The organism is Streptomyces sp. NBC_01508 (assembly GCF_045040315.1).
In the GTDB taxonomy this organism is placed as follows: Bacteria; Actinomycetota; Actinomycetes; order Streptomycetales; family Streptomycetaceae; genus Streptomyces.
Map to the genome: position 1 here is coordinate 2,864,338 of NZ_CP109419.1, position 23,509 is coordinate 2,887,846.

The 23,509-nt window shown below is 70.3% G+C and carries 24 protein-coding genes and 1 pseudogene; 10 read left to right on the top strand and 15 right to left on the bottom strand.

Annotated elements, in window-relative coordinates; genetic code table 11:
• Positions 1 to 58 precede the first annotated feature (58 nt).
• A complete protein-coding gene (locus OG700_RS12920; protein ID WP_405613000.1) occupies positions 59 to 1,084 on the top strand; it encodes a chitinase in 1,026 nt (341 codons plus the stop codon).
• 76 nt (positions 1,085 to 1,160) lie between these two features.
• Here the strand turns inward: OG700_RS12920 and OG700_RS12925 are convergent, their stop codons facing one another.
• The 6 genes from OG700_RS12925 to OG700_RS12950 all read right to left on the bottom strand — a co-directional run bounded on the left by OG700_RS12925 (position 1,161) and on the right by OG700_RS12950 (position 7,025).
• Positions 1,161 to 2,468, bottom strand: coding sequence for an Nramp family divalent metal transporter (locus OG700_RS12925; protein WP_405613002.1), 1,308 nt, complete (start codon positions 2,466 to 2,468; stop codon positions 1,161 to 1,163).
• A gap of 117 nt (positions 2,469 to 2,585) precedes the next feature.
• Positions 2,586 to 3,044, bottom strand: a complete 459-nt coding sequence (locus tag OG700_RS12930) for a hypothetical protein (RefSeq protein WP_405613004.1) — start codon at positions 3,042 to 3,044, stop codon at positions 2,586 to 2,588.
• A 15-nt stretch (positions 3,045 to 3,059) separates the two neighbouring features.
• Positions 3,060 to 4,538 (bottom strand): GntP family permease, encoded by a 1,479-nt coding sequence (locus tag OG700_RS12935; RefSeq protein WP_405613006.1) that lies wholly within the window; start codon positions 4,536 to 4,538, stop codon positions 3,060 to 3,062.
• A gap of 176 nt (positions 4,539 to 4,714) precedes the next feature.
• The gene (locus OG700_RS12940; RefSeq protein WP_405613008.1) at positions 4,715 to 5,134 is read right to left on the bottom strand and encodes a RidA family protein; all 420 of its coding nucleotides are present in this window, start codon (positions 5,132 to 5,134) and stop codon (positions 4,715 to 4,717) included.
• On the bottom strand, positions 5,131 to 5,919 hold the full coding sequence (locus tag OG700_RS12945) for an IclR family transcriptional regulator (protein ID WP_405613010.1): 789 nt from the start codon (positions 5,917 to 5,919) through the stop codon (positions 5,131 to 5,133). The genes OG700_RS12940 and OG700_RS12945 overlap by 4 nt, the downstream gene beginning before the upstream one ends.
• Positions 5,916 to 7,025 (bottom strand): sugar kinase, encoded by a 1,110-nt coding sequence (locus OG700_RS12950; RefSeq protein WP_405621652.1) that lies wholly within the window; start codon positions 7,023 to 7,025, stop codon positions 5,916 to 5,918. The genes OG700_RS12945 and OG700_RS12950 overlap by 4 nt, the downstream gene beginning before the upstream one ends.
• A 244-nt stretch (positions 7,026 to 7,269) precedes the next feature.
• Here OG700_RS12950 and OG700_RS12955 point away from each other — a divergent pair, with 244 nt between their 5' ends.
• Positions 7,270 to 8,559: an amino acid deaminase gene (locus OG700_RS12955; RefSeq protein ID WP_405613012.1), complete on the top strand. Its 1,290-nt coding sequence runs from the start codon at positions 7,270 to 7,272 to the stop codon at positions 8,557 to 8,559.
• A 138-nt stretch (positions 8,560 to 8,697) separates the two neighbouring features.
• Entirely contained in the window at positions 8,698 to 10,323 is a 1,626-nt protein-coding gene (locus OG700_RS12960; RefSeq protein WP_405613014.1) for an amidohydrolase family protein, read from the top strand.
• A gap of 22 nt (positions 10,324 to 10,345) precedes the next feature.
• Here the strand turns inward: OG700_RS12960 and OG700_RS12965 are convergent, their stop codons facing one another.
• Positions 10,346 to 10,693: a DoxX family protein gene (locus OG700_RS12965; RefSeq protein ID WP_405613016.1), complete on the bottom strand. Its 348-nt coding sequence runs from the start codon at positions 10,691 to 10,693 to the stop codon at positions 10,346 to 10,348.
• Between the two features lie 177 nt (positions 10,694 to 10,870).
• Here OG700_RS12965 and OG700_RS12970 point away from each other — a divergent pair, with 177 nt between their 5' ends.
• The gene (locus tag OG700_RS12970; RefSeq protein WP_405613018.1) at positions 10,871 to 11,731 is read left to right on the top strand and encodes a helix-turn-helix domain-containing protein; all 861 of its coding nucleotides are present in this window, start codon (positions 10,871 to 10,873) and stop codon (positions 11,729 to 11,731) included.
• Between the two features lie 34 nt (positions 11,732 to 11,765).
• On the opposite strand, the gene OG700_RS12975 is transcribed toward OG700_RS12970, so the two are convergent.
• Positions 11,766 to 13,433, bottom strand: coding sequence for a choice-of-anchor I family protein (locus OG700_RS12975; RefSeq protein ID WP_405613020.1), 1,668 nt, complete (start codon positions 13,431 to 13,433; stop codon positions 11,766 to 11,768).
• A 182-nt stretch (positions 13,434 to 13,615) separates the two neighbouring features.
• Here OG700_RS12975 and OG700_RS12980 point away from each other — a divergent pair, with 182 nt between their 5' ends.
• Positions 13,616 to 14,827, top strand: coding sequence for a pyridoxal phosphate-dependent aminotransferase (locus OG700_RS12980; RefSeq protein WP_405613022.1), 1,212 nt, complete (start codon positions 13,616 to 13,618; stop codon positions 14,825 to 14,827).
• 80 nt (positions 14,828 to 14,907) lie between these two features.
• Positions 14,908 to 15,300 (top strand): hypothetical protein, encoded by a 393-nt coding sequence (locus tag OG700_RS12985; RefSeq protein ID WP_405613024.1) that lies wholly within the window; start codon positions 14,908 to 14,910, stop codon positions 15,298 to 15,300.
• Between the two features lie 3 nt (positions 15,301 to 15,303).
• On the opposite strand, the gene OG700_RS12990 is transcribed toward OG700_RS12985, so the two are convergent.
• From OG700_RS12990 to OG700_RS13010, 5 genes and pseudogenes are all read right to left on the bottom strand, one after another.
• A complete protein-coding gene (locus OG700_RS12990; protein ID WP_405613026.1) occupies positions 15,304 to 15,426 on the bottom strand; it encodes a hypothetical protein in 123 nt (40 codons plus the stop codon).
• A gap of 61 nt (positions 15,427 to 15,487) precedes the next feature.
• Positions 15,488 to 15,643: pseudogene (tgmA, locus tag OG700_RS12995) on the bottom strand (putative ATP-grasp-modified RiPP); the annotation flags it as partial.
• Positions 15,640 to 16,053, bottom strand: a complete 414-nt coding sequence (locus tag OG700_RS13000) for a hypothetical protein (protein WP_405613028.1) — start codon at positions 16,051 to 16,053, stop codon at positions 15,640 to 15,642. The gene OG700_RS13000 and the pseudogene tgmA, both read right to left, overlap by 4 nt.
• A gap of 16 nt (positions 16,054 to 16,069) precedes the next feature.
• The gene (locus OG700_RS13005; protein ID WP_405613030.1) at positions 16,070 to 16,477 is read right to left on the bottom strand and encodes an ATP-binding protein; all 408 of its coding nucleotides are present in this window, start codon (positions 16,475 to 16,477) and stop codon (positions 16,070 to 16,072) included.
• Between the two features lie 241 nt (positions 16,478 to 16,718).
• On the bottom strand, positions 16,719 to 17,435 hold the full coding sequence (locus OG700_RS13010) for a GntR family transcriptional regulator (RefSeq protein WP_405613032.1): 717 nt from the start codon (positions 17,433 to 17,435) through the stop codon (positions 16,719 to 16,721).
• A gap of 60 nt (positions 17,436 to 17,495) precedes the next feature.
• Between OG700_RS13010 and OG700_RS13015 the strand changes: the two genes are divergently transcribed.
• Complete coding sequence (locus tag OG700_RS13015) at positions 17,496 to 18,305, top strand: class I SAM-dependent methyltransferase (protein WP_405613034.1); 810 nt, start codon at positions 17,496 to 17,498, stop codon at positions 18,303 to 18,305.
• 178 nt (positions 18,306 to 18,483) lie between these two features.
• Here the strand turns inward: OG700_RS13015 and OG700_RS13020 are convergent, their stop codons facing one another.
• Entirely contained in the window at positions 18,484 to 19,665 is a 1,182-nt protein-coding gene (locus tag OG700_RS13020) for an esterase-like activity of phytase family protein (protein ID WP_405613036.1), read from the bottom strand.
• A gap of 227 nt (positions 19,666 to 19,892) precedes the next feature.
• The gene (locus tag OG700_RS13025; RefSeq protein ID WP_405621654.1) at positions 19,893 to 21,722 is read right to left on the bottom strand and encodes a phosphoenolpyruvate carboxykinase (GTP); all 1,830 of its coding nucleotides are present in this window, start codon (positions 21,720 to 21,722) and stop codon (positions 19,893 to 19,895) included.
• Positions 21,723 to 22,088: 366 nt separating this feature from the next.
• Between OG700_RS13025 and OG700_RS13030 the strand changes: the two genes are divergently transcribed.
• From OG700_RS13030 to OG700_RS13040, 3 genes are read left to right on the top strand one after another with little or no spacing between them, the layout of a single operon-like run.
• A complete protein-coding gene (locus OG700_RS13030) occupies positions 22,089 to 22,712 on the top strand; it encodes a hemolysin III family protein (protein ID WP_405621657.1) in 624 nt (207 codons plus the stop codon).
• A complete protein-coding gene (locus OG700_RS13035; protein ID WP_405613038.1) occupies positions 22,712 to 22,876 on the top strand; it encodes a hypothetical protein in 165 nt (54 codons plus the stop codon). Before OG700_RS13030 ends, OG700_RS13035 begins: the two co-directional genes overlap by 1 nt.
• A 5-nt stretch (positions 22,877 to 22,881) precedes the next feature.
• A complete protein-coding gene (locus OG700_RS13040; RefSeq protein WP_405613040.1) occupies positions 22,882 to 23,508 on the top strand; it encodes a TetR/AcrR family transcriptional regulator in 627 nt (208 codons plus the stop codon).
• The last annotated feature ends 1 nt before the right edge of the window (position 23,509 follow it).

The following is a 23,509-nucleotide window of genomic DNA, read 5'->3' on the forward strand; positions in this document are numbered from 1 at the left end:
ACCGTTCCGTACGCTCCCCCACATCTCCCCCCACATCTCCCCCCACGGAGGCCATGCAGTGCACAGGAATGCGCGACCCCGCACCCCCCGCACGCTCCAAGTCCTCGCCGTAGCAGGCGCTCTCGCCGTCGCCGGACTGGCCGTACCCACGGCCAACGCCGCGAACGAGCCCGCGCCGGCCGCCGCCGCCCCCGCCGCCGTACCGGCCCACGCCGTGACCGGGTACTGGCAGAACTTCAACAACGGCGCCACCGTCCAGACGCTGGCCCAGGTCCAGGACGACTACGACATCATCGCCGTCGCCTTCGCGGACGCGACCGGCACACCGGGACAGGTCGACTTCACCCTCGACTCGGCCGGTCTCGGCGGCTACACCGACGCCCAGTTCAAGGCCGACGTCGCCGCCAAGCAGGCCGCGGGCAAGTCGGTCGTCATCTCCATCGGCGGCGAGAAGGGCACCGTCTCGGTCAACGACGCCGCGTCGGCGAACGCCTTCGCCACGTCCGTGTCCGCGCTGATGACCGAGTACGGCTTCGACGGCGTCGACATCGACCTGGAGAACGGCCTCAACTCCACTTATATGACTCAGGCGTTGAAGTCGATCGCCGGTCAGGCGGGACCCGGCTTCGTCCTGACGATGGCGCCGCAGACCATCGACATGCAGTCGACGTCCAACGAGTACTTCAAGACGGCGCTGGCCGTGAAGGACATCCTGACCGTCGTCAACACGCAGTACTACAACAGCGGTTCGATGCTCGGCTGCGACGGACAGGTCTACTCACAGGGCACGGTCGACTTCCTCACCGCCCTCGCCTGCATCCAGCTCGAAGGCGGCCTCGACCCCTCCCAGGTCGGCCTCGGCCTGCCGGCCTCGCCCAGGGCGGCGGGTGGCGGCTACACCGACCCCGGTGTCGTCAACAACGCGCTGGACTGCCTGACGCGCGGCACCAGCTGCGGCAACTTCAAGCCGTCGAAGACCTATCCGGGCCTGCGCGGCGCGATGACCTGGTCCACCAACTGGGACGCCACGGCCGGCAACGCCTGGTCGAACACGGTCGGCCCGCACGTGCACGGCCTGCCGTAAGCCTCCGAAATCCTCCGTACCCCTCACAGACCGGTGGCGCCGTCGGACCCCGACGGCGCCACCGCGTGTTCTCCCCCTACCAGGGCAGGTCGCGCAACTGCTGCACGCACAGCACGACGAACAGCAGCCCGCCCGCCGCCAGCATGGTGTTGCTCAGCTTGCCGTTGCGCCATTCCGCCGGTGTACGCGAGGAGTTGAGCAGCCACAGCAGCGTGAGCGCCAGGAACGGCATGAAGAAGGCGCCCAGCACGCCGTAGCCCACGACCAGGCCGAACGGCTGGTCCAGGAAGAGCAGGGTGATCGGCGGGAACGTCAGCCAGAGCAGATACGCGCGGAACGGCAGCGACCGCTCGCGCCTGCCCGCCGCGAGCTCGGCCACCGTTCCCTCGTCGGCCGGAGCACCCTTGCGGTCCAGCTGCCAGCGCTCCACGAAGTCCGCGAACATCAGGCTGACGCCGTGCCACACTCCGATCAGCGACGAGAAGGACGTCGCGAAGAAGCCGACCAGGAAGAGCTTCGCCGTCGTGGCTCCGAGGCGCTCCTCCAGGATGACCCCGAGATCCACCAGCCCCTGGTCCCCCTTGGTGAGAGCGATCTGCGAGGCGTGCAACAGCTCGGCGCCGACGATCAGCATCGCGATGACGAAGATGCCGGTGGTGAGGTAGGCGACGCGGTTGTCCAGCCGCATCACCTTCATCCAGCCGGTGTTGGTCCAGCCCTTGGCGTTGACCCAGTACCCGTACGCGGCCATGGTGATCGTGCCGCCCACACCGCCGATGAGGCCCAGTGTGTAGAGCAGCGAACCGTCGGGGAGCACCGGCAGGAGACCGGCGAAACTCGCGCCGATGTCGGGCGCGACGCGTATCGCGACGTACACCACCACGACGAACATGATGCCGATCAGGACCGTCATGACCTTCTCGAAGACGGCGTACTGGTTGAACCAGACGAAGACCAGGCCGATCAGGCCCGTGATCACCGCCCACGTCTTGAGACCGGGACCGTCGGGGAAGAGCGCGACGATCGGCAGGGCGCTGGACGACATGGCGGTCGCGCCGTAGACGAAGCCCCAGACCACGACGTAGACCGCGAAGTAGACCGTGGTCCACTTCCCGAGGCTGCGCCAGCCCTCGAACAGGGTGCGGCCGGTGGCGAGATGCCAGCGGCCGGCGGCCTCGGCGAGCGAGATCTTGACGACACAGCCGATGACGGCCGCCCAGAGCAGCGTGTAGCCGAACTTGCTGCCCGCGATGAGGGTCGCGACCAGGTCGCCGGCGCCGACACCGGTCGCGGCGACGACGATGCCGGGACCGATGTACCTCCAACTCGACTTACGCGGGCCGGACTTGCTCGCAGCCGTACCGCTGTCGGTGATATCTGCCATGCGTCGACCTCCGCGCTCGTCCCCGTAAGTGACTCGGGTCACCAAAGCGGCACGGTGAAGATCGCGCAAGGGGGGCGGCGGTCTCGGTTCCGTTTCCGGCCGCCGGGACCACCTCGTTCAGGGGGTCCAGGGGGCCGGATTGTCCCGGCGGCCGAGATAGACGTGGAGTACGTAACCGAGGTCGCGGAACCAGTGGTCCAGCGCCACGCGGTTACGGGCCTTCACCCCGCACTCGTAGAACTTCCCGCCGGGCAGCACGACGGCCACCATCAGCCGGTGGCCGCCGCCCGGTTTGGAGTGGACGCTCTGGATCTCCGCCCAGGGGAACTCGGCGGTCTGGCCCTCGAAGTCGAACGTCACGCCGTTCTCGTCGACGACGATGCCGCTGCGGCTGTCGGCGGCGAGGAATTCGGGGTTCTCGTGCGGTTGCGGATACGGGTACGGGTACGGGTACGGGTACGGTTGCGCGGGTGGTTGCGCGGGTGGTTGCGGTGGCGGGTTCAAGTACGGGTTCGGGTTCGGGGTCGGCTGCGGGTTCGCATACGGGTTCGGATGCGGGTTCGATTGTGGGTACATGGAGCCGTACGGTACCTAAATCACCAGGCTGAGCAGCGCCGCGACCACGAATCCGGCCACCGACAGGACCGTCTCCAGCACCGTCCACGACTTCAGGGTGTCGCGCTCGGAGATGCCGAAGTACTTGGCCACCATCCAGAAGCCGCCGTCGTTGACGTGCGAGGCGAAGATCGAGCCCGCCGAGATCGCCATGATGATCAGCGCGAGATGCGCCTGCGACATGTCCTGGCCGTCGACCAGCGGTACGACGATGCCCGCCGTGGTGACGATCGCGACCGTCGCCGACCCCTGGGCGACGCGCAGCACGACCGAGATCAGCCACGCCAGCACGATGACCGGCAGACCGACGTCGTTGAAGGTGTCGGCGAGCGCGTCCGCGATGCCGCTGCCCTTGAGTACGGCTCCGAAGACACCGCCCGCGCCGACCACCAGCAGGATGTTGCCGACCGGCTTGAGGGACGCGGTGGAGACGGTCTCCAGCGACTTGCGGGACCAGCCGCGCCGGATGCCGAGCAGGTAGTAGGCGAGCAGCAGCGCGATCGTCAGCGCCACGAAGGGGTGGCCGAAGAACTCCACGACCGACCGGAGCGTGCTCGGGTCCAGGGCGATGGAGGAGAACGTCGCCAGCAGGATCAGGACCAGCGGGGTGCCGATGATCGCGAGCACCGTGCCGAGGGCGACCGGCCTCTCCGGCGGGGTGACGCCCGACGCCTCCTGCTCGGCGGCGACGGCGTTCTTGGCCTCGGCGGCGGCCTCGACCATGTCCTGCGGTACGTCGACGAACAGGCGCTTGCCGATCCACGCGGCGTAGACCCAGGCGGCGATCACGGCCGGGACGCCGACGACGACGCCCATCAGGATGACCCAGCCCAGGTCGACGTTGAACAGACCGGCGGCGGCGACGGGGCCGGGGTGCGGGGGCAGGAACGCGTGGGTCATCGACAGGCCGGCGAGCAGTGGCATCGCGTACAGCAGGATCGACTTGCCGGAGCGCTTGGCCGCCGCGTACACGATCGGCGCGAGGACGAAGATGCCGACGTCGAAGAAGACCGGGATACCGAAGACGACACCGGTGACGCCCATCGCGAGCGGGGCGCGCTTCTCGCCGAAGAGGTTGAGCAGCCGGGTGCTCAACACCTCGGCGCCGCCCGACACTTCGAGGATGGCGCCGAGCATCGTGCCGAGTCCGATGATGATCGCGACATGGCCGAGGATGCCGCCCATGCCGGACTCGATCATCGAGACGGCGGCCGACTTCTGGACGGTGCCGAAGAGTTCGGTCACGGACAGTCCGGCGGCGAGGCCGACGGCTATGGAGACCCCGAGCAGGGCGACGAACGGCTGGAGCCTGACCTTGATGATCAGGACGAGGAGCAGAACGATTCCGAGGACGGCGACGGTCAGCAGACCGGCCGTCCCGTCTATCAGCAGGAGCAGTCCGCCGGTGCGGGGCGGGGCCTCGGGCGCGGGGGGTGCTTCGGCGGCGAGCAGCATGTGGGGGGACCTCGTGTTCCGTGCATCAGAACGTGTGGGGCGAACTCTCGGGCAGGGCTTTCGGGCGGGGTCTTCGGGCAGGGGGGATCACGGTGCGGCGCCCATGAGGTACGGGGTACGGGGGCGCCGCACCGTGCGGTGTCGCGGGGTGACGGCCGGCCGGTCCGGGGGCCGGTTCAGCCCAGTACGGCCAGCGCGTCGATCTCGATGAGCAGTCCGGCGGGCAGCCCGACGTACACCGTCGTACGGGCGGCCGGCGCGTCCTTGAGGTTCTGCTCCTCGAAGTAGGTGTTGTAGATCTCGTTCATCTCGGCGAAGTGCGCGACGTCCGTGAGATAGACGCGCAGCATCATCACGTCGTCCCAGCCCGAACCGCCGGCCTCCAGGACCGACTTGACGTTGGCGAGGGTCTGGAGCGTCTGCTCGCGCAGGGTCGGTCCCGCCACGGTCGGGGCCTCGCCCGGGACCGCCGGGAGGAAGCCGACCTGCCCGGCCACCTGAAGGATGTTGCCCTTGCGCACACCGTGCGAGAACTTGGCCGGCGGCGCGGCGTGGGTGGTGGGGACGACTGCGGTCTTCGCGGTCTGGTCGCTCATGAGATCTCTTTCCGAAGAGCAGGGGATACGGATGCCGGATGGTGCGCGGTTCCTGAGTACTCCCGGCTGATCGCGTCGGCGGTGCGGCGCAACAGCGGGAGCAGGGCGAGGAGTTCATCGGCTGTGACGACGACATTCGGCGCGGACACCGACATGGCGGCGACGACCCGGCCGTCCGCGCCGCGGATCGGGGCCCCGATGCAGTTGATGGACTCCTCGTGGCCGCCGAGGTCGGTGGCCCACCCCTGTTCGCGTACGGTCGCCAGCTCCTTGAGGAAAGCGGCGGCGTTCGGGATCGAACGGGGGGTGTACATGGGGAAGTCGAGCCGCTCGGCGAGTGCGCGGCGCTCGGCTTCGGACAGGTCGGCGATGAGTAGCTTGGCGACGGCCGCGACGGTGACGGCGACCGGTTTGCCGATCCGGGAGTACATCCTGACCGGGTAGCGGCTCTCGACCTTGTCGATGTAGAGGACTTCGCTGTCCTCGATGACGGCGAGATGGACGGTGTGCCCGCACTGTTCGCCCAGCGCCGTGAGGTGCGGGTGGGCGATCTCACGTACGTCCAGGCTCTCCACGGCCTCCTGCGCGAGCGCGAAGAGCCGGGCGCCGAGGCGGTAGCGCTGGTCCTGCTGGCGGTAGACGAGGCCGTGCTCGTGCAGGGTGCGCAGCAGCCGCAGGGCGGTGGACTTGTGGACGTCGAGGCGCGCGGCGACCTGTCCGAGGTCGGCGGGGCCCTTGGCGAGGAGCGGCAGGATGCTCAGCGCGCGGTCGACGGTCTGGCTCATGTGGTGGGTACCGATTCCTGCCGCGTGGCGCCGTCCGTGGCGGTGCCGGTGGCGGTGCCCGTCCAGCCGGGGCCGAGTCGCAGCGCCCCCCACGCCGCGTCGTCCAGCGCGGCGAGGCGGTCGGCGTGGGCGCGGGCGGGCGGGACGCAGACGTCGCCGGCGTCGGTGAGTACGGCGGCGGCCATCAGGTGGCCGTGGCGCAGCCGGGCCGCGGTCGGCAGGTCCCGGAGGGTCGCGGACAGGAAGCCGGCGGCGAACGCGTCGCCCGCGCCGACGGGTGCCACGACGTCGACGGCCAGCGCGGGTACGGACGTGACGGTGTCCGTGCCGGTCCCGGAGCCGGTGCCGGTGCCGGTCCCGGAGCCGGTGCCGGTCCCGGTGCCGGTCCCGGTGCCGCGTACACCGCCCGCCGTGTCCCGTACGAACGCGGTCGCGCCGTCCGCGCCCGCCTTCACCACCAGGACGGCCGGCTCGGGCAGCGCCGCGCGGACCGCCTCGGGGCTGTGCAGGTCCCACAGTTGCGCGGCCTCGTCGTCGCCGACGAAGACGAGGTCGGCGCCGCGTGCGAGGTCGAGGAGCACGCGCGGACCCGAGTCGGGGCCGGTCGCCTCGCGCCAGAGCGCGGGACGGTGGTTGACGTCGAAGGACAGCAGCGGCCGGCCGGGGCGGCGCTCGGACAGCTCGCGCATCAGGGCGCGGCAGTCGTCCGAGAGCGCGGCCGTGATGCCGGACAGGTGCAGCACGCGGCCGGACCACAGGGCGGCGCGGTCCATCGTCCGCGGGGACATCGCGGAGGCGGCCGATCCGGCGCGGTAGTAGGCGACCTCGTGGGCGGTGGTGGAGCGGTCGGTGGCGGTACGGAAGTAGATGCCGGTCGGGCGGCCGGCCGCGTCGCGGCGTACGGCGGAGGTGTCCACGCCGTACGCGCCGATCGCCTCCACGAGATGGTCGCCGAAGCCGTCGGAGCCGACGCGGCTGATCCACTTCACCGGGTGTCCGGCGGCGGCGAGCGCGCAGGCGACGTTGGACTCGGCGCCGCCGATGGTGCGGGTGAAGGCGGGGACGTCCGCGAGGCGGCCGGGGTGCGAGGGCAGGAAGGTGACCATGGACTCGCCGAGGCAGACGGCCTCGACGGGGGCACCGGGCGCACCGGGGTCGCCGGGGCTGGTCGGGTCCGCTGCTACCGGTGCGGGCACTCGGGGCTCCTCGTTCGTCAGGGTCGACGGCCTTCACCGGCCGGGGTGCCGGGGCTCATCATTGACCCGGCAACGGCTCGGATGTTAGACAGCGTCAAGCGATATACGCAATGGGTGTTGCACATGTTGCAACGGGATAGATGGAGGAGGCCCGATGGCGGTCGCCGGACGACTCAGCGAAGAGCACCTGAGGAACGAGCGTCTCGACCACCGCTTCAAGGGGCTGCCGCCCGACGCCGAGGGCCTGACGGTCGCCGAGCTGGCCGCCGAGCGCCGCAACCTCTTCACCGGCGGGTTCACCACGCCGGTCCTCTCCCTCTCCGCCGAGTCCCTCACCCACAACCTCGCGCTCCTTCAGACGTACTCCGAGCGGCACGGCCTCGCGTTCGCCCCGCACGGCAAGACATCCATGTCCCCGCAGCTCTTCGCGCGCCAACTGGAGTACGGCGCCTGGGGGATCAGCGCCGCGCTGCCCCACCAGGTGCGTGTCTACCGGGCGTTCGGCATCCAGCGGATCTTCCTCGCCAACGAGGTCGTCGACGCGGCCGCGCTGCGCTGGCTCTCCGCAGAGCTGGACGGCGACCCGGGCTTCCGCTTCATCTGTTACGTCGACTCCGTGCGCGGCGTCGAGTTGATGGACGAGGCGCTGCGGGCGGCGGGCGGCTCACGCCCCGTCGACGTCGTCGTGGAGCTGGGCGCGGGCGAGGGCGCGCGGACCGGCGCGCGCAAGGAGACTCAGTGCGCGCGGGTCGCCGACGCGGTGGCCGCCACCGACACGCTGCGGCTGGTCGGGGTCGCCGGTTACGAGGGCGAGGTGCCGCACGCCGACAACGACACCGTCCGCGCGTGGCTGCGCCGGCTGACCGCGCTGGCCGCCGAGTTCGACGCGGCGGGCCGGTTCTCCGGGACCGTGGACGAGATCGTGGTGAGCGCGGGCGGCAGCGCGTGGTTCGACGCGGTCGCGGAGGTCTTCGCCGAGATCCCGGTGCTGTCCCGCCCCGTACTGAAGCTGCTGCGCTCCGGCGCGTACGTGTCCCACGACGTCGGCCACTACAAGCGGCTGACCCCCTTCAAGCGGATCCCGGCCGAGGGCGCGCTCCAGCCGGCGTTCCGGCTCTGGGGCCAGGTGGTCTCGCGCCCGTCGCCCGAGCAGGCGTTCGTCAACGCGGGCAAGCGGGACGCGGCGTACGACCTCGACCTCCCGGAGGCGCAGGTGGTGCGCGACGCGCGCACCGGCGAGATCCGCCCGGCGCGCGGCATCACGGTCACCGGCCTGTCCGACCAGCACGGCAAGCTGCACACGTCGCCCGACGCGGTGATCGAGGTGGGCGACTGGGTGGGGTTCGGCCTCTCGCATCCGTGCACGTCGTTCGACAAGTGGCAGCTGATCCCCCTGACGGAGGCGGACGGCACGGTCACGGACTTCATCCGCACGTTCTTCTGACGCGTCGTCAGAAGAACGAACCCGTCCGGCGATCGAGGACGAACCGGCCACCGGACGGATCCGGTCCCACCCACCCGGCCGGCCCCCAACCCGGCCGGCCCGCCGGCACCCCCTACGACCTTGCGGAAGCGGCCAGTCATGGATCTCGTCATACGGGACGTACGTGTCATCGACGGCACGGGCCAGGACTCCTACCGGGCGGACGTCGGCCTCACCGACGGCCGTATCGCCGAGATCCGGCGGCACGCGCCGGGTGCGGGCGCGCCGCTGTCCGGCGCCCGTGTCCTCGACGCCGCCGGTCTCGCCCTCGCCCCCGGCTTCATCGACATGCACGCGCACAGCGATCTCGCGCTGCTGCGCGACCCCGACCACTCGGCGAAGGCCGCGCAGGGTGTCACCCTTGAGGTGATCGGCCAGGACGGGCTGTCGTACGCCCCCGTCGACGACACGACGCTCGCCGAGGTCCGCCGGGCGATCACCGGCTGGAACGGCGGCGCCCCCGGCGACACGTCGGTCGACTTCGACTGGAGATCGGTCGGCGAGTATCTGGACCGGCTCGACCACGGCTTCGACGGCCGGGGCATCGCCGTCAACGCGGCCTATCTCGTGCCGCAGGGCACCGTCCGTATGTACGCGGTCGGCCAGGACGACCGCCCGGCGACCCCGGCCGAACTGGACCGGATGCGGCAGCTGGTCGCCGAGTCCCTGGAGCAGGGCGCCGTCGGCATGTCGTCCGGGCTGACGTACACACCGGGCATGTACGCGGACGACGCCGAACTCACCGAACTGTGCCGGGTGGTGGCCCGATACGGCGGCTACTACTGCCCGCACCACCGCAGTTACGGCGCGGGCGCCCTGCGCGCGTACGAGGAGATGGTCGACCTCACGCGCACCGCCGGCTGCGCGCTCCATCTCGCCCACGCCACCATGAACTTCGGCGTGAACAAGGGCAAGGCACCTGATCTGATCGCCCTGTTGGACCGGGCGCTGGAGGACGGCGCCGACATCTCGCTCGACACCTATCCCTATACACCGGGCTGTACAACGCTCGTGGCGATGCTGCCCAGTTGGGCGAGCGCGGGCGGCCAGGACGCGATCCTCCAACGGCTGCGCGACGCGGCGACGGCCGAGAAGATCCGGCACCACATGGAGGAGATCGGCGCGGACGGCTGCCACGGTGTGCCCATCGAGTGGGACACCATCGAGATCTCCGGAGTCTTTGATCCGGCCCTCACGGCGCATGTCGGCCGGACGATCGCCGAGACCGCGCGGCTGCGCGGCGAGAGCGGCTGGCTGACCGCCCGCAAGCTGCTGATCGACGACCGGCTGGGCTCGACGATCCTCCAGCACGTGGGGCACGAGGAGAACGTGCGGGAGATCATGCGCCACCGCGTGCACACCGGCGGCAGCGACGGGATCCTCCAGGGCGCGAAGCCGCACCCGCGTGCGTACGGCACCTTCCCGCGGTATCTGGGCCGGTACGCCAGGGAGTTGGGCGTGCTGTCGCTGGAGGAGTGCGTGGCCCATCTGACCTCGCGCCCGGCGGCCCGCCTGCGCCTGACGGACCGGGGTCTGGTCCGCGAGGGCTACCGCGCGGACCTGGTGCTCTTCGATCCGGGGACGGTGGCGGCGGGCTCGACCTTCGCGTCGCCGCGCACCCTTCCGGTGGGCATCCCGCATGTGCTGATCGACGGCCGTTTCGTCATCGAGGACGGACGGCGCACGGACGTCCTGGCGGGACGGTCGGTACGCCGTACACCGTGAGGCCTCCGCGACCTCCCTGACCTCAGGCGGTCGCGATACGCAGGATCACCGCGCCGGCCGCCAGCACGACGAAGACAGCCGGCACCGCGATCGCGTAGTCCTTCGCCCTGAGGTGGAAGATCACCGCGCCGGCGAAGTACAGGACGACACCGACCCCCGCAGCCGCGCCGAGGAACGGCACCCACAGACCGGCGAGCAGACCCAGCGCGCCGGCCGCCTTGAGGGAGGCGAGGCGCGGCAGCCAGGATTCCGGCAGGCCGAGGCCGGTCATCGAGGCGACGATCGTCTCGTGGCGGGTGACCATGGCGAACGCCGAGGCGCTGAGCGCGGCGGCGAGCAGGATGCCGACGACGGCATAGGCGATGAACACGGGGACCTCTCGAAAGATGTACGGGGTGGCGGACGGGCGCGGCCCGGGAGCCGCGAAACTCGGCGACCCCGTCCGGTCACCCACCCTGCGCGCACCCGCGGCCGGGAGGAAGGCCGGGCCCAGGCTGGTACCGCGAGGGCTACGATCCCCTCCGCGTCCGGGCGTACATTGCCTGGTGTGAGCGACAGTGAGCTTGGCCGGTTCCTCCGGACGCGACGCGAGAGCGTGACACCCGCCGACGTGGGCCTCCCGGGCGGCGGCCGGCGCCGTACGCCCGGTCTGCGCAGGTCGGAGCTGGCCATGCTCGCCGGGATCAGCGTCGAGTACCTGGCCCGGCTGGAGCAGGGCAGGGACCGCCACCCGTCCCCGCAGATCCTCGCCTCGCTCGCCGACGCGCTGCGGCTGTCCGTCGAGGCGCGCGGTGAGCTGATGCACGCCGTGAAGGTGACGAACGGCTCGATCAAGCTCTGCCTCGGCGCCACCCGCCCGCCCGACTGGGAGGTGCGGCCGACGCTGCGCGCGCTGCTCGACCGGCTGGAGCCCGCGCCGGCCGTGCTGCTGAACCGGCTGGGCGAGGTGGTCGCGCGCACCGGCGGTTACGAGCGGCTCTTCGGCCCCGTCGGCCTGCTGGACCCGCCCGTGCCGAGCCTGCCCCGGTTCCTGTTCACCGATCCGCGGGCCCGCGCCGCGTACCCGCGGTGGGAGCGCGCCGCCGACGAGCAGATCGCCCGCGTACGGACCGACTGCATGCCGGACGACCCGCACCTCGTGGCGCTCGTCGAGGAGCTGACCCTGCTGGCGGGCACGGAGTTCACCGAGCGCTGGGAGCTGCCCCTGCGCGCGCCCGAGCACACCGGGACGCATCGGCTGACGCATCCCGCTGCGGGCGAGCTACGGCTGACGGGCGAGACGCTGGAGCTGCCCGACGGGCACGGTTTCCACCTCGTCGTCCATCTGCCGGCCGACGACGCCACCGCCGCCGCGCTGGACGCGCTCGCGGGCCGCAGGCCGGGCGCGCTGCGCGCGGTCGCCGGCTGATCCCCCGCGCGGTACCGATCTACGCGCTACCGATCTACGCACTACCGACCCGGTAGATCGCCGTCGTCCCGCTCACCTCGTTGCCGACCACCAGCAGCGCGTCACCGGTCGGGCTGTCCTTCGCCGCGACGAACAGCACGCCCTCCGGTCCCAGGTCCCCCGCCGTACCGGCTTGCGGATCGCCCGCGAAATCACGGGAGTTGACGTATCCGGCGGCCTTCGGGTGGCGCGGGTCGCTCAGGTCGTACGCCGCGATGCCACCGGGCCGCTCCAGACCGACGAAGGCGTACGTCGTACCGCGCACCGTTCCCGTGGTGATGCCCTCCGGCTCGGGGCCCTTGTTGTCGCTGCGGCTGTCGGGGGCGTTCACGGCGTGGTCGGTGTTGAAGTTCCTCGGGAACGCCTTCGCCGTCAGTTGCTCCAGGCCGTCGCCGGAGTCCCAGACGAGCCGGCCCCGCGCGTCGCGTACGGAGACCGAACGACCGCCCAGCGAGTTCAGCTCGGTGACCCGGCCCCGGCTGTCGCGCGGTGAGGTGCTGGTGATGTTGAGACGGCCGAGCGCGTCGTCCTTCTGGAGCGCGGCGGCGTCCGGGAACGCCTTCGGGTTCAGCTCGACGTCCTTGACCCGCACCTCCTCGGCGAAGCAGCCCCAGTCGCGGGCGTCGCCCTCGTTGGCGCTGACGGTGTACTCGGCGCCGCCCGAGCCACCGCCCGAGCCGCCGCGTGCGGTGAAGGCCTGGATGGCGTCGGGCTTGTAGAGGCCCTCGACCGGCCAGGTACGGATGTTGACGCCGCCGTCCTTGTCGGAGGCGTCCAGGCCGTTGCCGGGCTCGGAGTGGTCCTTCTCGCCGAGCGGGACGATCTTGTGGACCTCGGCGCGGCGCAGGTCGACGAGCGCGAGCGCGTTGTTCTCCTGGAGGGTGACCCAGGCGGTGCGGCCGTCCTGGGACACCGCCACGTACTCGGGCTCGATGTCCTGGCTGACGGAGGCGTTCGGGCCGTAGATCAGTACACCCTCCCGGGTCAGCTCCTCCTTCTTGCCGTCCCACTTCCCGAAACCGGCGGTGCGCGCGGTGGCGCGCCGAAGCTCCCCGCCGCGCCCCCGGTCCAGATCGATGACGCCGACGGAGCCGACCGGGTCGGTACCGGCGGGCGCGGTGCCGCCCGGCGGGCAGTACGAGTCGGGCTCGCCCTCGTTCGCGACGACGACGCGGTCACCCTTGGGGGTGAACGTCACCATGTCGGGCAGGGCGCCGACCCGTACCTCTTCCAGCTTGTGTCCGTCGGAGGCGCGGAAGAACGCGACCGTGCCCCGGTCCGTCTTGGTCCCGGCCTGCTGGGCGACGGCGACCAGACCGTCGTGGACGCTGACGCTGTTGGCGCCGGGGGTGGCGAGCTGCCCGGTCCCGCGGGGCTCGGCGGGGTCGCGGATGTCGAGGATGTCGACGGTGCCGGCCTGCGCGTTGACCGTGAAGACCCGGCGGGTCCGGGAGTCGTACGCGGTGATCTCCGCGCCGCCCTCGTCGTACCTGCCGCTCTCGTAGCGGCCGAGGAGGGTGAGGTCGAGCGTGCCGCCGCGGCCCGATCGGTCGCCGCCCGGCTTCCCGTGCGAGCCGGTGGCCAGGGCGGACGGGAGCAGTGCGGTCGTGGCGGCCAGCACGGTGACGGTGGCCAGGGCGAGGAGTGTGCTCCGCTTCTTCATGAGCGCCCAGCGTTGTGTGAACCTCCGCTCACCGGGTGAACTTCCTGGGGATCTCCGGTGAAGACTGCCTCAACAAAACGCGGGCCCCGCCGGGCGTCCACGCCCCGCCCCGTCTCACAGTGCGGACCGAGGTGGGCAAAAACACCAGGCACCTCGCGAAACCCGGCCGTAAGCTCGCCGTCATGCAGGTCATCCAGTCAACCAAGCTCGCCAATGTCTGTTACGAGATCCGGGGTCCCGTCCTCGACGAGGCGATGCGGCTGGAGGCAGCAGGCCACCGCATCCTCAAGCTCAACACCGGAAACCCGGCGGCCTTCGGCTTCGAGTGCCCGCCCGAGATCCTTGAGGACGTCCTGCGCAATCTCGGCGACGCGCACGGCTACGGCGACGCGAAGGGTCTGCTGTCCGCGCGGCGCGCGGTGATGCAGCACTACCAGACCAAGAACATCGAGCTGGACGTCGAGGACATCTACCTCGGCAACGGCGTGTCCGAGCTGATCCAGATGTCGATGCAGGCGCTGCTCGACGACGGCGACGAAGTCCTCGTACCGGCGCCGGACTATCCGCTGTGGACCGCCTCCGTCTCGCTGGCCGGCGGCACCGCCGTGCACTACCGGTGCGACGAGCAGGCGGAGTGGATGCCGGACCTGGCCGACGTCGAGCGCAGGATCACCGACCGCACCAAGGCGATCGTGATCATCAACCCGAACAACCCGACCGGCGCGGTCTACAGCGACGAGATGCTGCTCGGGCTCACGGAGATCGCCCGCAGGCACGGCCTGATCGTCTGCTCGGACGAGATCTACGACCGGATCCTGTACGACGGCGCGACCCACACCCCGACCGCCGCCATCGCCCCCGACCTGCTGACCCTCACCTTCAACGGCCTGTCGAAGAACTACCGCGTCGCCGGCTTCCGCTCCGGCTGGCTGGCGGTCTGCGGCCCGAAGAAGCACGCGACCTCCTACATCGAGGGCCTGACGATCCTGGCCAACATGCGGCTGTGCGCCAACATGCCCTCGCAGCACGCGGTGGCGACGGCGCTGGGCGGCCGGCAGTCGATCCAGGATCTCGTCCTGCCGGGCGGGCGCATCCTGGAGCAGCGGGACACGGCGTACGACCTGCTCACCCAGATCCCGGGCGTCACCTGCGTCAAACCGAAGGGCGCGCTCTACCTCTTCCCCCGGCTCGATCCGAAGGTCTTCAAGATCAAGGACGACCGGCAGATGGTCCTCGACCTGCTCCAGCGCGAGAAGATCATGGTCGTGCACGGGACGGGCTTCAACTGGCCGGAGCCGGACCACTTCCGGATCGTGACGCTCCCGGCGGCGCAGGAGCTGGCGGACGCGGTGACGCGGATCGGGAACTTCCTGGACGGCTACTCGCAGCCGTAGAACCAGTGGCTCGACTCGACTCAACTTTAGACTGATTCCAATGTAAGATGGTCTCCTGACGACGCCAGGAGACCATCCCCATGTACGAGCCGATCCGCACCAAGTCGGTCCACTCGATGGCCGGCACGGACACCGACTTCCCGCACCGCACCCGTGAGGAGGAGCTGGACATCCAGCTCGCCGGCCACCTCGCGGCACTGCTGGCCGTCACCGACGACCTCGGACTCGGCCGCGCGGCCACCCTGGTCGCCCAGCAGGTGACCCGCCTGCGCGGCACCCCGCCGGTCCGCACCACCGCACCCACCACCGACTCCCCCACCGCCCTGCACCGGCGCGCGCTCGCCCTGGCGGGCCGGGCGCTGGTGGTCGCCGCGTCACGCGCCGACACGGTGGCGGCGATCCTCGCGGCGGAACGGATGGACGCCCACACGGCGGCGCTCCGCTCCTCGCAGCCGTTGACCACCGCCCACTGACGATCAGATCGGCAGGTTCCAGCCGGGCCCGTCCTCGGTGCCGAGCCACACTCGCTGACCGGCGGCCGAGACCGTGATACCGAAGCCCTCCTGGTGGGGTTCGCCGGCGGCCTGCCACTGCCGCACCGCCCGGACCGGACCCGCCACCGGGGGTGGTCATGGTGGGCGTCAGGCCGCTGGTGCTGGTGCCGTGACTGCCCAGTTCGACCGTCCGACCGGACTCGTCCACGATCACCGCGATCTGCGTTTCGGGGTCAATGATGGGCGTGTACAGCGGGACCGTGGTGATGGCCGCGTACGGCCCCATTCGCCGCGTGCCCCACGGTGCGGGTGTCTGCGTCATTCTTCCTCCTTGGCCTGTTCGGCAGTCCCACGGGATTCCGCGGGTACCTCGCTCACGGGGACCTGCGCCTGCCGCTTCAACCCGGCCTCCAGTTCCCGTAGTACAGCGGGGCTCGGCGTCGCGTATCCGTCGCGCGGGACCCACTCGGGCGCCAGGCGCCAGAAGGCACCCGCGCCAATGAGGGCGTCCATTTCGGCGGCGCTGTCCGATCCCCTCTTTTCGGGTGTACGCTGCGGCAGGGTCGCTGGCGCGATGAACCGGAGCCGGGTGGGATCCTCGGCGATCCACTCACCGGGACCCTGCACCGGCCGCAGTACGTAGTCGCCTCGGCGGACGTCGGTGAGGATCGCCAGCCGACCCGAGACTTCGTCGCGTACGTGGTCGCCCACCCAGGACTTCGCCTCGGTCATTCGCCGGCCTCGCACCTCAGGTCGCCCCAGACCCGTTTCCCCCAGGGAGAAAGTCCGTGCCCCACCGCCAGGTCAGCGCGTCGATGATCGCGAGCCCTCGCCCGGTCTCTTCGTGGTCGCCGGTCGTCGTCCGAAGCATCGGGATCGTCATCGAGTTGTCCGCCACCGCGATACGCACGAATGTCTCGCTGGGCCGCGAGACGGTCACACGAATCGAGTAAGTACGCGTGTGTGTAACGGAGTTGGACACGAGTTCCGTCACGACCAGAGCCCCGGTGTCGGCGAGGTGTTCCGGGCCCCAGGCCCCCAGTGCGGTGCGGACGAGCGATCGGGCCTGGCCGGCGCTTCGCGCTGTGCACGGCAGGGTCTGGGTGTAGCCGGGATGACCGGTGGGTGTGGGGCGAGCGGTGGCGGTCACATTCATCAGGGCCTCGGGTTGGTGGGGGGTCAGGTACAGGCAGCCGCGTCTCAGTGAACGACCCACCGGCACTGTGCGTGAGGGAGAACAAGCACTACGCGAATGACTGTGGACCGGTGGACCGGTCCAGTCAAGTGCCACGGATTCCGCTTCAGAGCGGGGTCATTGCATTTGCCCAGCTAGAGGGCTGCCTTGGGCACAAAAAATCTGGGCCGGTCCACCGGCCCAGTTCTCCTGTTTGATGCCGCTACATCGTGTACGTCTCCGCGTGTTCGTAGAGTGCACCCGGCGTGACACCTTCCTCGCAGACGAGCGGGCGCCGTTCCTTGTCGTAGGCCGTGTGCAGGACTACAGCCACCGCGGTCGGTTCCGGGAGCGCAAGGTGTGAGACCTCTTCCTCCACCGCCAGGCGCACCGTGATCACATCCACCCCCTCCACGGGGAACCGGCCGGTCTGCCGACGCACGTACCGCGTCGTTCCTTCCGCGATCGGGGCCGTCTGAGTCAGCCGCGGAGACGGCTCAGCCACGTCGGGCGGGAACCACGCCTGCATATAGCTATGAGGGCTGCCGTCCGGCAGTTGCAACACGCGCACCCGGCGCAGGGCCTTCACCCCGGCGTCCATTCCGAGCGCTGTAGCCACGTGTGCCGGCGGCGCGACCCAGTCGGGCTCACCCACGCGCAGGAACGGCATGCCACCGGTCACGCGCGTCGATCCGGCCCGGCGGGCACCCGCAGCTCGCGCAACGGGGGTCTCGGCAACGACAAATCCCGTACCCTGCCTGGCCTCCACAAGGCCATCGCTCCGCAGGACGTCCATAGCCTTGACGGCAGTGGCTCGTGAAACCGACCATTGCTCCGCGAGATCACGCCCGGACGGCAGGGTCTCGCCGGACTCGAACTCCCCTGACGCGATTCGGCTGCGCAGGGATTCCGCGATCTCCTCGTACTTCAGCAGCGCCATCGCTCCCCTTGTCGTCCACTGTGCTGGACTGGTCCACCGGTGCAGATGATACTGAAGTACATGCCGACGCCAGAACTCGCACCAGAGATCGAGCACTTCTACTCCCAGGTCATCGACGAGGGTGCCCGGCTGAGCATGTCAGCCGACGGACGGCTCGAACTGCTGCGAACTCGGGAACTCCTACGCCGCTTCCTCCCACCGGCGCCCGCCCACGTGCTGGATGTAGGAGGTGGCACAGGCGTCCATGCTCGGTGGCTGGTCGATGACGGGTATCACGTCGACCTGATTGATCCGGTCGCCCGGCATGTCGAACAAGCGGCCAAAGTCTGCCCCGCATCGCTCGGCGACGCTCGCGCACTGGAGGCTACGGATGCCAGCTACGACGTGGTGCAGGTGCTGGGGCCGCTCTACCATCTCCCCGACGCGGCCGACCGGCGTCAGGCCCTCTCCGAAGCGCGGCGGGTGGTGCGGCCCGGCGGACTCGTGGCCGCCGGGGCGATCAACAGGTACTCCTCGCTCTTCGAGCACACCGCCTTCGCACATCTGCACACCGAGCGGATGCAGACGGCGATCTCCTCGATCCTCCACACCGCTGTCCACGACGGCAAGCGCGGCTTCACCCTGGCCTACTTCCACCGCGCCGAAGAACTCGCCGACGAATTGCGCGACGCCGGCCTGGTGGACGTGGCGGTGTTCGGGATCGAGGGACCGGCGTGGTCCATCCTCAAGGCGGTGGAGCAGCACGCCGGCCCGGACCCGAGTGAAGATCTCTTCGAGTCCGTTCTGACGGCGGCGCGGATGGCCGAGCCCTACCCCGAACTTCTCGCCGCCAGCTCCCACTTGCTGGCAGTCGGGAAAGCGCCCGCGTAGCCCGGCAGAAGCCGTGGATCGACCGGCCACCGGCCAGGTGCGGGCCGAAGGCGACCGCCCAGGTGGCCTACGGGGCGGTCGCCGAGCGGCGTTCTCACCAGTGCGGCGCACGGGCCGAACGGGCCGAACGGGCCGCAGAGCGAATCCGCGGCCCGTTCGCAGGAGGTGCCGTAACCGGTTACCCGCGGATGCCGAGCGCGACCACCTGGGTGACCCCGTCGTCGGCGAAGTTGTCGTCGCTGACCAGGAGCAGCGTTCGTTCGCCGCCCGGCAGGGTCGGGCCCCAGGTCATGCCCTCGGTGTTGTCCACCGTGGACAGGCCCAGGTCGTGGAAGTCCGCGACCAGTTTCTTGCGCATCGGGACGACCTTCTGGCCGGCCAGGGAGTCCATGTTCCGCACCTGGGTCGCGCCGCGCGTGGTGGCGTCGTACACGCGGATCTTGTATCCGGCGCCCGCCACCCAGGTGCGTTCGAGCACGAGGTAGCGGCTGGGGTCCTCGGGGAAGGCGAGGATCGAGGGTACGCCGGTGTCCGGGGGCCACGGGCTGGACGGGTCGGGCGCGGTGAAGATCTTCTCCAGGGGGTACGCGAACTGCCCCAGCACGGAGCCCTTCCGGCTCTGCTGGGTGACGCGGATCAGCGCGCCGCGTTCCAGGTCGGGCTCCGGGCCGTCCTGGAGCAGCGGGCCCTCGACCGCGCTGGTCAGCACGCGGTCCTTGTCCCCGAACGTGATCGCTTCGATCGCCTTGTTCCGCCGGGGGCCCCGATCCTCCATGCTCACGCGGTAGTTGGCCGGCAGGGGCAGTTCGCCGCGGTAGGCACCGGAGCGGTTGGCGAACTGGATCGAGGGCTGGATCACCGGGCTGCTCGCGGAGTTCGGCCGGTCGCCCTCCTGTGCCCACCAGTACCGGCAGCTCCGCGGGTCCACCCGTACCTCTTCCGGGTCCACGACCTTGCCGTCACCCGCGCTCGCCGGTGGGTAGACCGAGCCGTCCGGCTGGAGGAAGGGGTGGGTGCCGGTGAAGTCGACGGAGTGCACCCCGGCGCCGTCCACCTTGATCGCGGCGGTGTAGAAGCGGGCGGGCTGGAGGACCGAGCGGTCGTCGCTGATCAAGACGTACTCGCCGGTGCACGGATTGCGGTCGATGCCGGACAGTCCGCCAACTGTCGTGTTCCGAAAGGAGAGTTTGCGCGGAACGATCTTCTCGCCCAGCAGCCGCGCCTGCGCCCCGGCGGCGGACCGCGCGGCGGTGTCGGACCGTACGGCGGTGTCGTCCGACTGGGCCGCCACCGCGGGAGCCATCGTCGTCGCCAGCACCACGGCCGCGGCACACGCGCGGCGGATCAAGGAGGAATTCATGTATTCGATCTTGACCCGGTACCTGTACGGAGCGCAGTCACCCATCCGTGTGGTTGCGCCGTGCAGCGGGGTGACAGCGCGCTCCGATCGTCGTACGAGCCACCCCGCGGCCGGCGGACGTCAGCACTTCGGGTACGCACCGAGGCCCCCGGAGCCGTGAGGGATGGGCTCCAGGGGCCGTTCTCGGAGAGTGGTCAGAGGGTGGGCAGGGGTGCGGAGGGCGGCGGTCAGGAAGACAGGCGGGTCACCAACGCCTCGTATTCCTCCCACAGTTCCGGCGGCGTGTGCGTGCCGAAGGTGTTCAGGTGGTCGGGGATCAGGGACGCCTCCTCGCGCCAGACCTCCTTGTCGACCGTGAGCAGGAAGTCCAGGTCCGCGTCCGAGAGGTCGAGGCCGGCCGTGTCCAGGGCGCCCCTGGCCGGGAGGATGCCGATCGGGGAATCGACGCCGTCGCCCTTGCCCTCCAGGCGCTCCACGATCCACTTCAGTACGCGGCCGTTCTCGCCGAAGCCGGGCCAGACGAACTTGCCCGCGTCGTTCTTGCGGAACCAGTTGACGTAGTAGATCTTCGGGAGCTTGGACTCCTCACCCCGAGCCACCGCCGTGGCGCCGATCTTGACCCAATGGGCCATGTAGTCACCCATGTTGTAGCCGCAGAACGGCAGCATCGCGAAGGGGTCGCGGCGCAGCTCGCCCACCTTGCCCTCGGCTGCGGCGGTCTTCTCGGAGGCGACGTTCGCGCCGAGGAAGACGCCGTGCTGCCAGTTGAACGACTCCGTCACCAGCGGTACGGCGGAGGCGCGCCGCCCGCCGAAGAGAATCGCCGAGATCGGGACGCCCTTGGGGTCCTCCCACTCGGGCGCGATGATCGGGCACTGGCCGGCGGGCACGGTGAAGCGGGCGTTGGGGTGGGCGGCCGGGGTGCCGGACTGCGGGGTCCAGTCGTTGCCCTTCCAGTCCGTGAGGTGCGCGGGCGGCTCCTCGGTCATGCCCTCCCACCACACGTCGCCGTCGTCGGTGAGCGCGACGTTCGTGAAGACGGAGTTGCCCCACATCGTCTTCATGGCATTGGCGTTGGTGTGCATACCGGTGCCGGGCGCGACGCCGAAGAAGCCCGCCTCCGGGTTGATCGCGTACAGCCGTCCGTCCTCGCCGAACCGCATCCACGCGATGTCGTCGCCGATCGTCTCGACTGTCCAGCCGGAGATGGTGGGCTCCAGCATCGCGAGGTTGGTCTTGCCGCAGGCCGAAGGGAAGGCCGCGGCGAGATACGTCGGGGCCTCGGCCTCGCCGCGCGGCGGCGTCAGCTTGAGGATCAGCATGTGCTCGGCGAGCCAGCCCTCGTCGCGCGCCATGACGGAGGCGATGCGCAGCGCGTAACACTTCTTGCCCAGCAGCGCGTTGCCGCCGTAGCCGGAGCCGTACGACCAGATCTCCCGGTCCTCGGGGAAGTGCGAGATGTACTTGGTGGAGTTGCACGGCCACGGCACGTCGGCCTCGCCGGCCGCGAGCGGCGCGCCAAGCGTGTGGACGGCCTTGACGAAGAAGCCGTCGTCGCCGAGTTCGTCGAGGACGTGCTGCCCCATGCGCGTCATCGTGCGCATGGAGACCGCGACATACGCGGAGTCGGTGATCTCGACGCCGATCGCGGAGAGCGGCGAGCCGACCGGGCCCATGCAGAACGGGACGACGTACATGGTCCGGCCGCGCATCGAGCCGCGGAAGACGCCCTGGTCGCCGGTGAAGATGTCACGCATCTCGGCCGGGGCCTTCCACTTGTTCGTGGGGCCGGCGTCCGACTCCTTCTCGGAGCAGATGAAGGTGCGGTCCTCGACGCGCGCCACGTCGGTGGGGTCGGAGGCCGCGTAGTACGAGTTGGGGCGCTTGATCGGGTCGAGCTTGATGAACGTGCCCTTCGCCACCAGCTCTTCGCACAGGCGCTCGTACTCGGCTTCCGAGCCGTCGCACCAGACCACCCGGTCCGGCTGGGTCAGAGCCGCGATCTCGTCGACCCAGGAGGACAGCTCCTGGTGGCCGGTCGGGGCGGTGGGAGCCACGGGTTCCGGATTGAGGGGGTCTCCGCTGGAAAGCCCTGCGTCGCGCGCCACGGTTACTCCTTGATGAGGGTTTGTAGGTGTAAATGCCCCGTGGGGGCTGCGACCCGGACGCTTCGATACCGCTCATCCGGTGCCGACCGCACTCATTTGATCATCCGACTCCCGCGCCCATCTGTCCAGAGGGCCGCCCACGTGAGCATCACCACTCTCGGTCCGCGGAGTGGTGGGCCGACGGCACCCATCCGGAACCTACGGTCCCGTAGGTAGCATGAGCGCATGACTTCTCCCGCGTCCGACTCGCTCGCGAACCCCCGACCACCCGAAGGGGGACCGACCGGGATCCAGCTGCCGATCCCGGCCAAGCCGATGATGCGCGGCTGGCTGCACATGGGGATGTTCCCGGCCGTCGTCATCTCGGGAATCGTGCTGATCGCGCTGGCCGACTCCACCAAGGCGCGGGTGGCCTGCGCGATCTACGTCGCCACGGCCTGTCTGCTCTTCGGCGTCAGCGGCGTCTACCACCGCGGCAATTGGGGACCTCGGGGCGAAGCCGTACTGCGCCGGCTCGACCACGCCAACATCTTCCTGATCATCGCGGGCACCTACACCCCGCTGACCATGCTGCTGCTCCCCGACTCCACCGGCCGGACGCTGCTCTGGGCGGTCTGGATCGCGGCGGCGGCGGGCATCGCGTTCCGGGTCTTCTGGGTCGGCGCGCCGCGCTGGCTCTACACCCCCTGCTACATCGCGATGGGCTGGGCCGCGGTCTTCTTCCTGCCCGACTTCATGCGCACGGGCGGGATGGTCGTCCTTGTCCTGATCATCGTCGGCGGGCTGCTCTACAGCGCGGGCGGCGTGATCTACGGACTCAAGCGCCCCAACCCGTCACCGCGCTGGTTCGGTTTCCACGAGGTCTTCCACTCGCTGACCCTCGCCGCGTTCGTCGTGCACTACGTCGGGATCTCGCTGGTGGCGTACCAGCACTCCTGATGAGACCGGTACTCCCGGGACCGGCACTCCTGGCGGCGCTGCTCGTCGCGGCGCTGCTCGTCGCGGTGCCGCAGCCGGACCGGCGCGCTCGCACGGAACCCGGGACCGAGCAGACCGGTGGGGGCGACGGCGTGGTGACCGTACCGGCGGATGCCCGACAATGAACGGCATGGCCGCCTCCACACCTCGCCCTCCCGACGACGCGCGGCAGTCCCGTCCGGGCCTGCGCGAACGCAAGAAGCTCAAGACCCGCGTCGCGATCCGCGAGGCGACGTACGGGCTCATCGCCGAACAGGGCTACGAGGCGACCACGATCGAGCAGATCGCGGCGGCGGCCGAGGTCTCCCCCTCCACCGTCTTCCGCTACTTCCCGACGAAGGAAGACATCGTCCTCACCGACGAGTTCGACCCCGTCATGGAGGCGGCCGTCCGCGCCCGCCCCGCCGACGAGACGCCGCTGGAGTCGCTGCGCGCGGTGCTGCGGCAGGCCGTCGAGGCGATCCTGGCCGACCAGCCCGAGGAGATGTCCCAGCGCAGCAGGCTGATGCTGGAGATCCCCGCCGTACGGGCCAGGATGACCGAGACGATGGCGGAGACCTCCCTCCTGCTGACCCGCGCGGTCGCGGACCGCACGGGGCGCGCGGAGAGCGACCTGGAGGTGCGGGTCTTCACCGCGTCCGTGATGGCGGCGCTGCGCGAGGTGACGATCTACTGGGCCGAGCACGGCCAGAGGGACGATCTGGTCGCGCTCGTCGACCGCGCGCTGGACACGCTCAAGGGCGGCCTGGCCCTCTAGT

Bases quoted from the DNA above. Each gene is read 5' to 3' on its own strand.
- OG700_RS12925 (WP_405613002.1), bottom strand. From the start codon at position 2,468: ATGGCAGATATCACCGACAGCGGTACGGCTGCGAGCAAGTCCGGCCCG.
- OG700_RS12930 (WP_405613004.1), bottom strand. From the start codon at position 3,044: ATGTACCCACAATCGAACCCGCATCCGAACCCGTATGCGAACCCGCAG.
- OG700_RS12935 (WP_405613006.1), bottom strand. From the start codon at position 4,538: ATGCTGCTCGCCGCCGAAGCACCCCCCGCGCCCGAGGCCCCGCCCCGC.
- OG700_RS12940 (WP_405613008.1), bottom strand. From the start codon at position 5,134: ATGAGCGACCAGACCGCGAAGACCGCAGTCGTCCCCACCACCCACGCC.
- OG700_RS12945 (WP_405613010.1), bottom strand. From the start codon at position 5,919: ATGAGCCAGACCGTCGACCGCGCGCTGAGCATCCTGCCGCTCCTCGCC.
- OG700_RS12950 (WP_405621652.1), bottom strand. From the start codon at position 7,025: ATGGTCACCTTCCTGCCCTCGCACCCCGGCCGCCTCGCGGACGTCCCC.
- OG700_RS12955 (WP_405613012.1), top strand. From the start codon at position 7,270: ATGGCGGTCGCCGGACGACTCAGCGAAGAGCACCTGAGGAACGAGCGT.
- OG700_RS12960 (WP_405613014.1), top strand. From the start codon at position 8,698: ATGGATCTCGTCATACGGGACGTACGTGTCATCGACGGCACGGGCCAG.
- OG700_RS12975 (WP_405613020.1), bottom strand. From the start codon at position 13,433: ATGAAGAAGCGGAGCACACTCCTCGCCCTGGCCACCGTCACCGTGCTG.
- OG700_RS12980 (WP_405613022.1), top strand. From the start codon at position 13,616: ATGCAGGTCATCCAGTCAACCAAGCTCGCCAATGTCTGTTACGAGATC.
- OG700_RS12985 (WP_405613024.1), top strand. From the start codon at position 14,908: ATGTACGAGCCGATCCGCACCAAGTCGGTCCACTCGATGGCCGGCACG.
- OG700_RS13000 (WP_405613028.1), bottom strand. From the start codon at position 16,053: ATGACCGAGGCGAAGTCCTGGGTGGGCGACCACGTACGCGACGAAGTC.
- OG700_RS13005 (WP_405613030.1), bottom strand. From the start codon at position 16,477: ATGAATGTGACCGCCACCGCTCGCCCCACACCCACCGGTCATCCCGGC.
- OG700_RS13010 (WP_405613032.1), bottom strand. From the start codon at position 17,435: ATGGCGCTGCTGAAGTACGAGGAGATCGCGGAATCCCTGCGCAGCCGA.
- OG700_RS13015 (WP_405613034.1), top strand. From the start codon at position 17,496: ATGCCGACGCCAGAACTCGCACCAGAGATCGAGCACTTCTACTCCCAG.
- OG700_RS13020 (WP_405613036.1), bottom strand. From the start codon at position 19,665: ATGAATTCCTCCTTGATCCGCCGCGCGTGTGCCGCGGCCGTGGTGCTG.
- OG700_RS13030 (WP_405621657.1), top strand. From the start codon at position 22,089: ATGATGCGCGGCTGGCTGCACATGGGGATGTTCCCGGCCGTCGTCATC.
- OG700_RS13035 (WP_405613038.1), top strand. From the start codon at position 22,712: ATGAGACCGGTACTCCCGGGACCGGCACTCCTGGCGGCGCTGCTCGTC.
- OG700_RS13040 (WP_405613040.1), top strand. From the start codon at position 22,882: ATGGCCGCCTCCACACCTCGCCCTCCCGACGACGCGCGGCAGTCCCGT.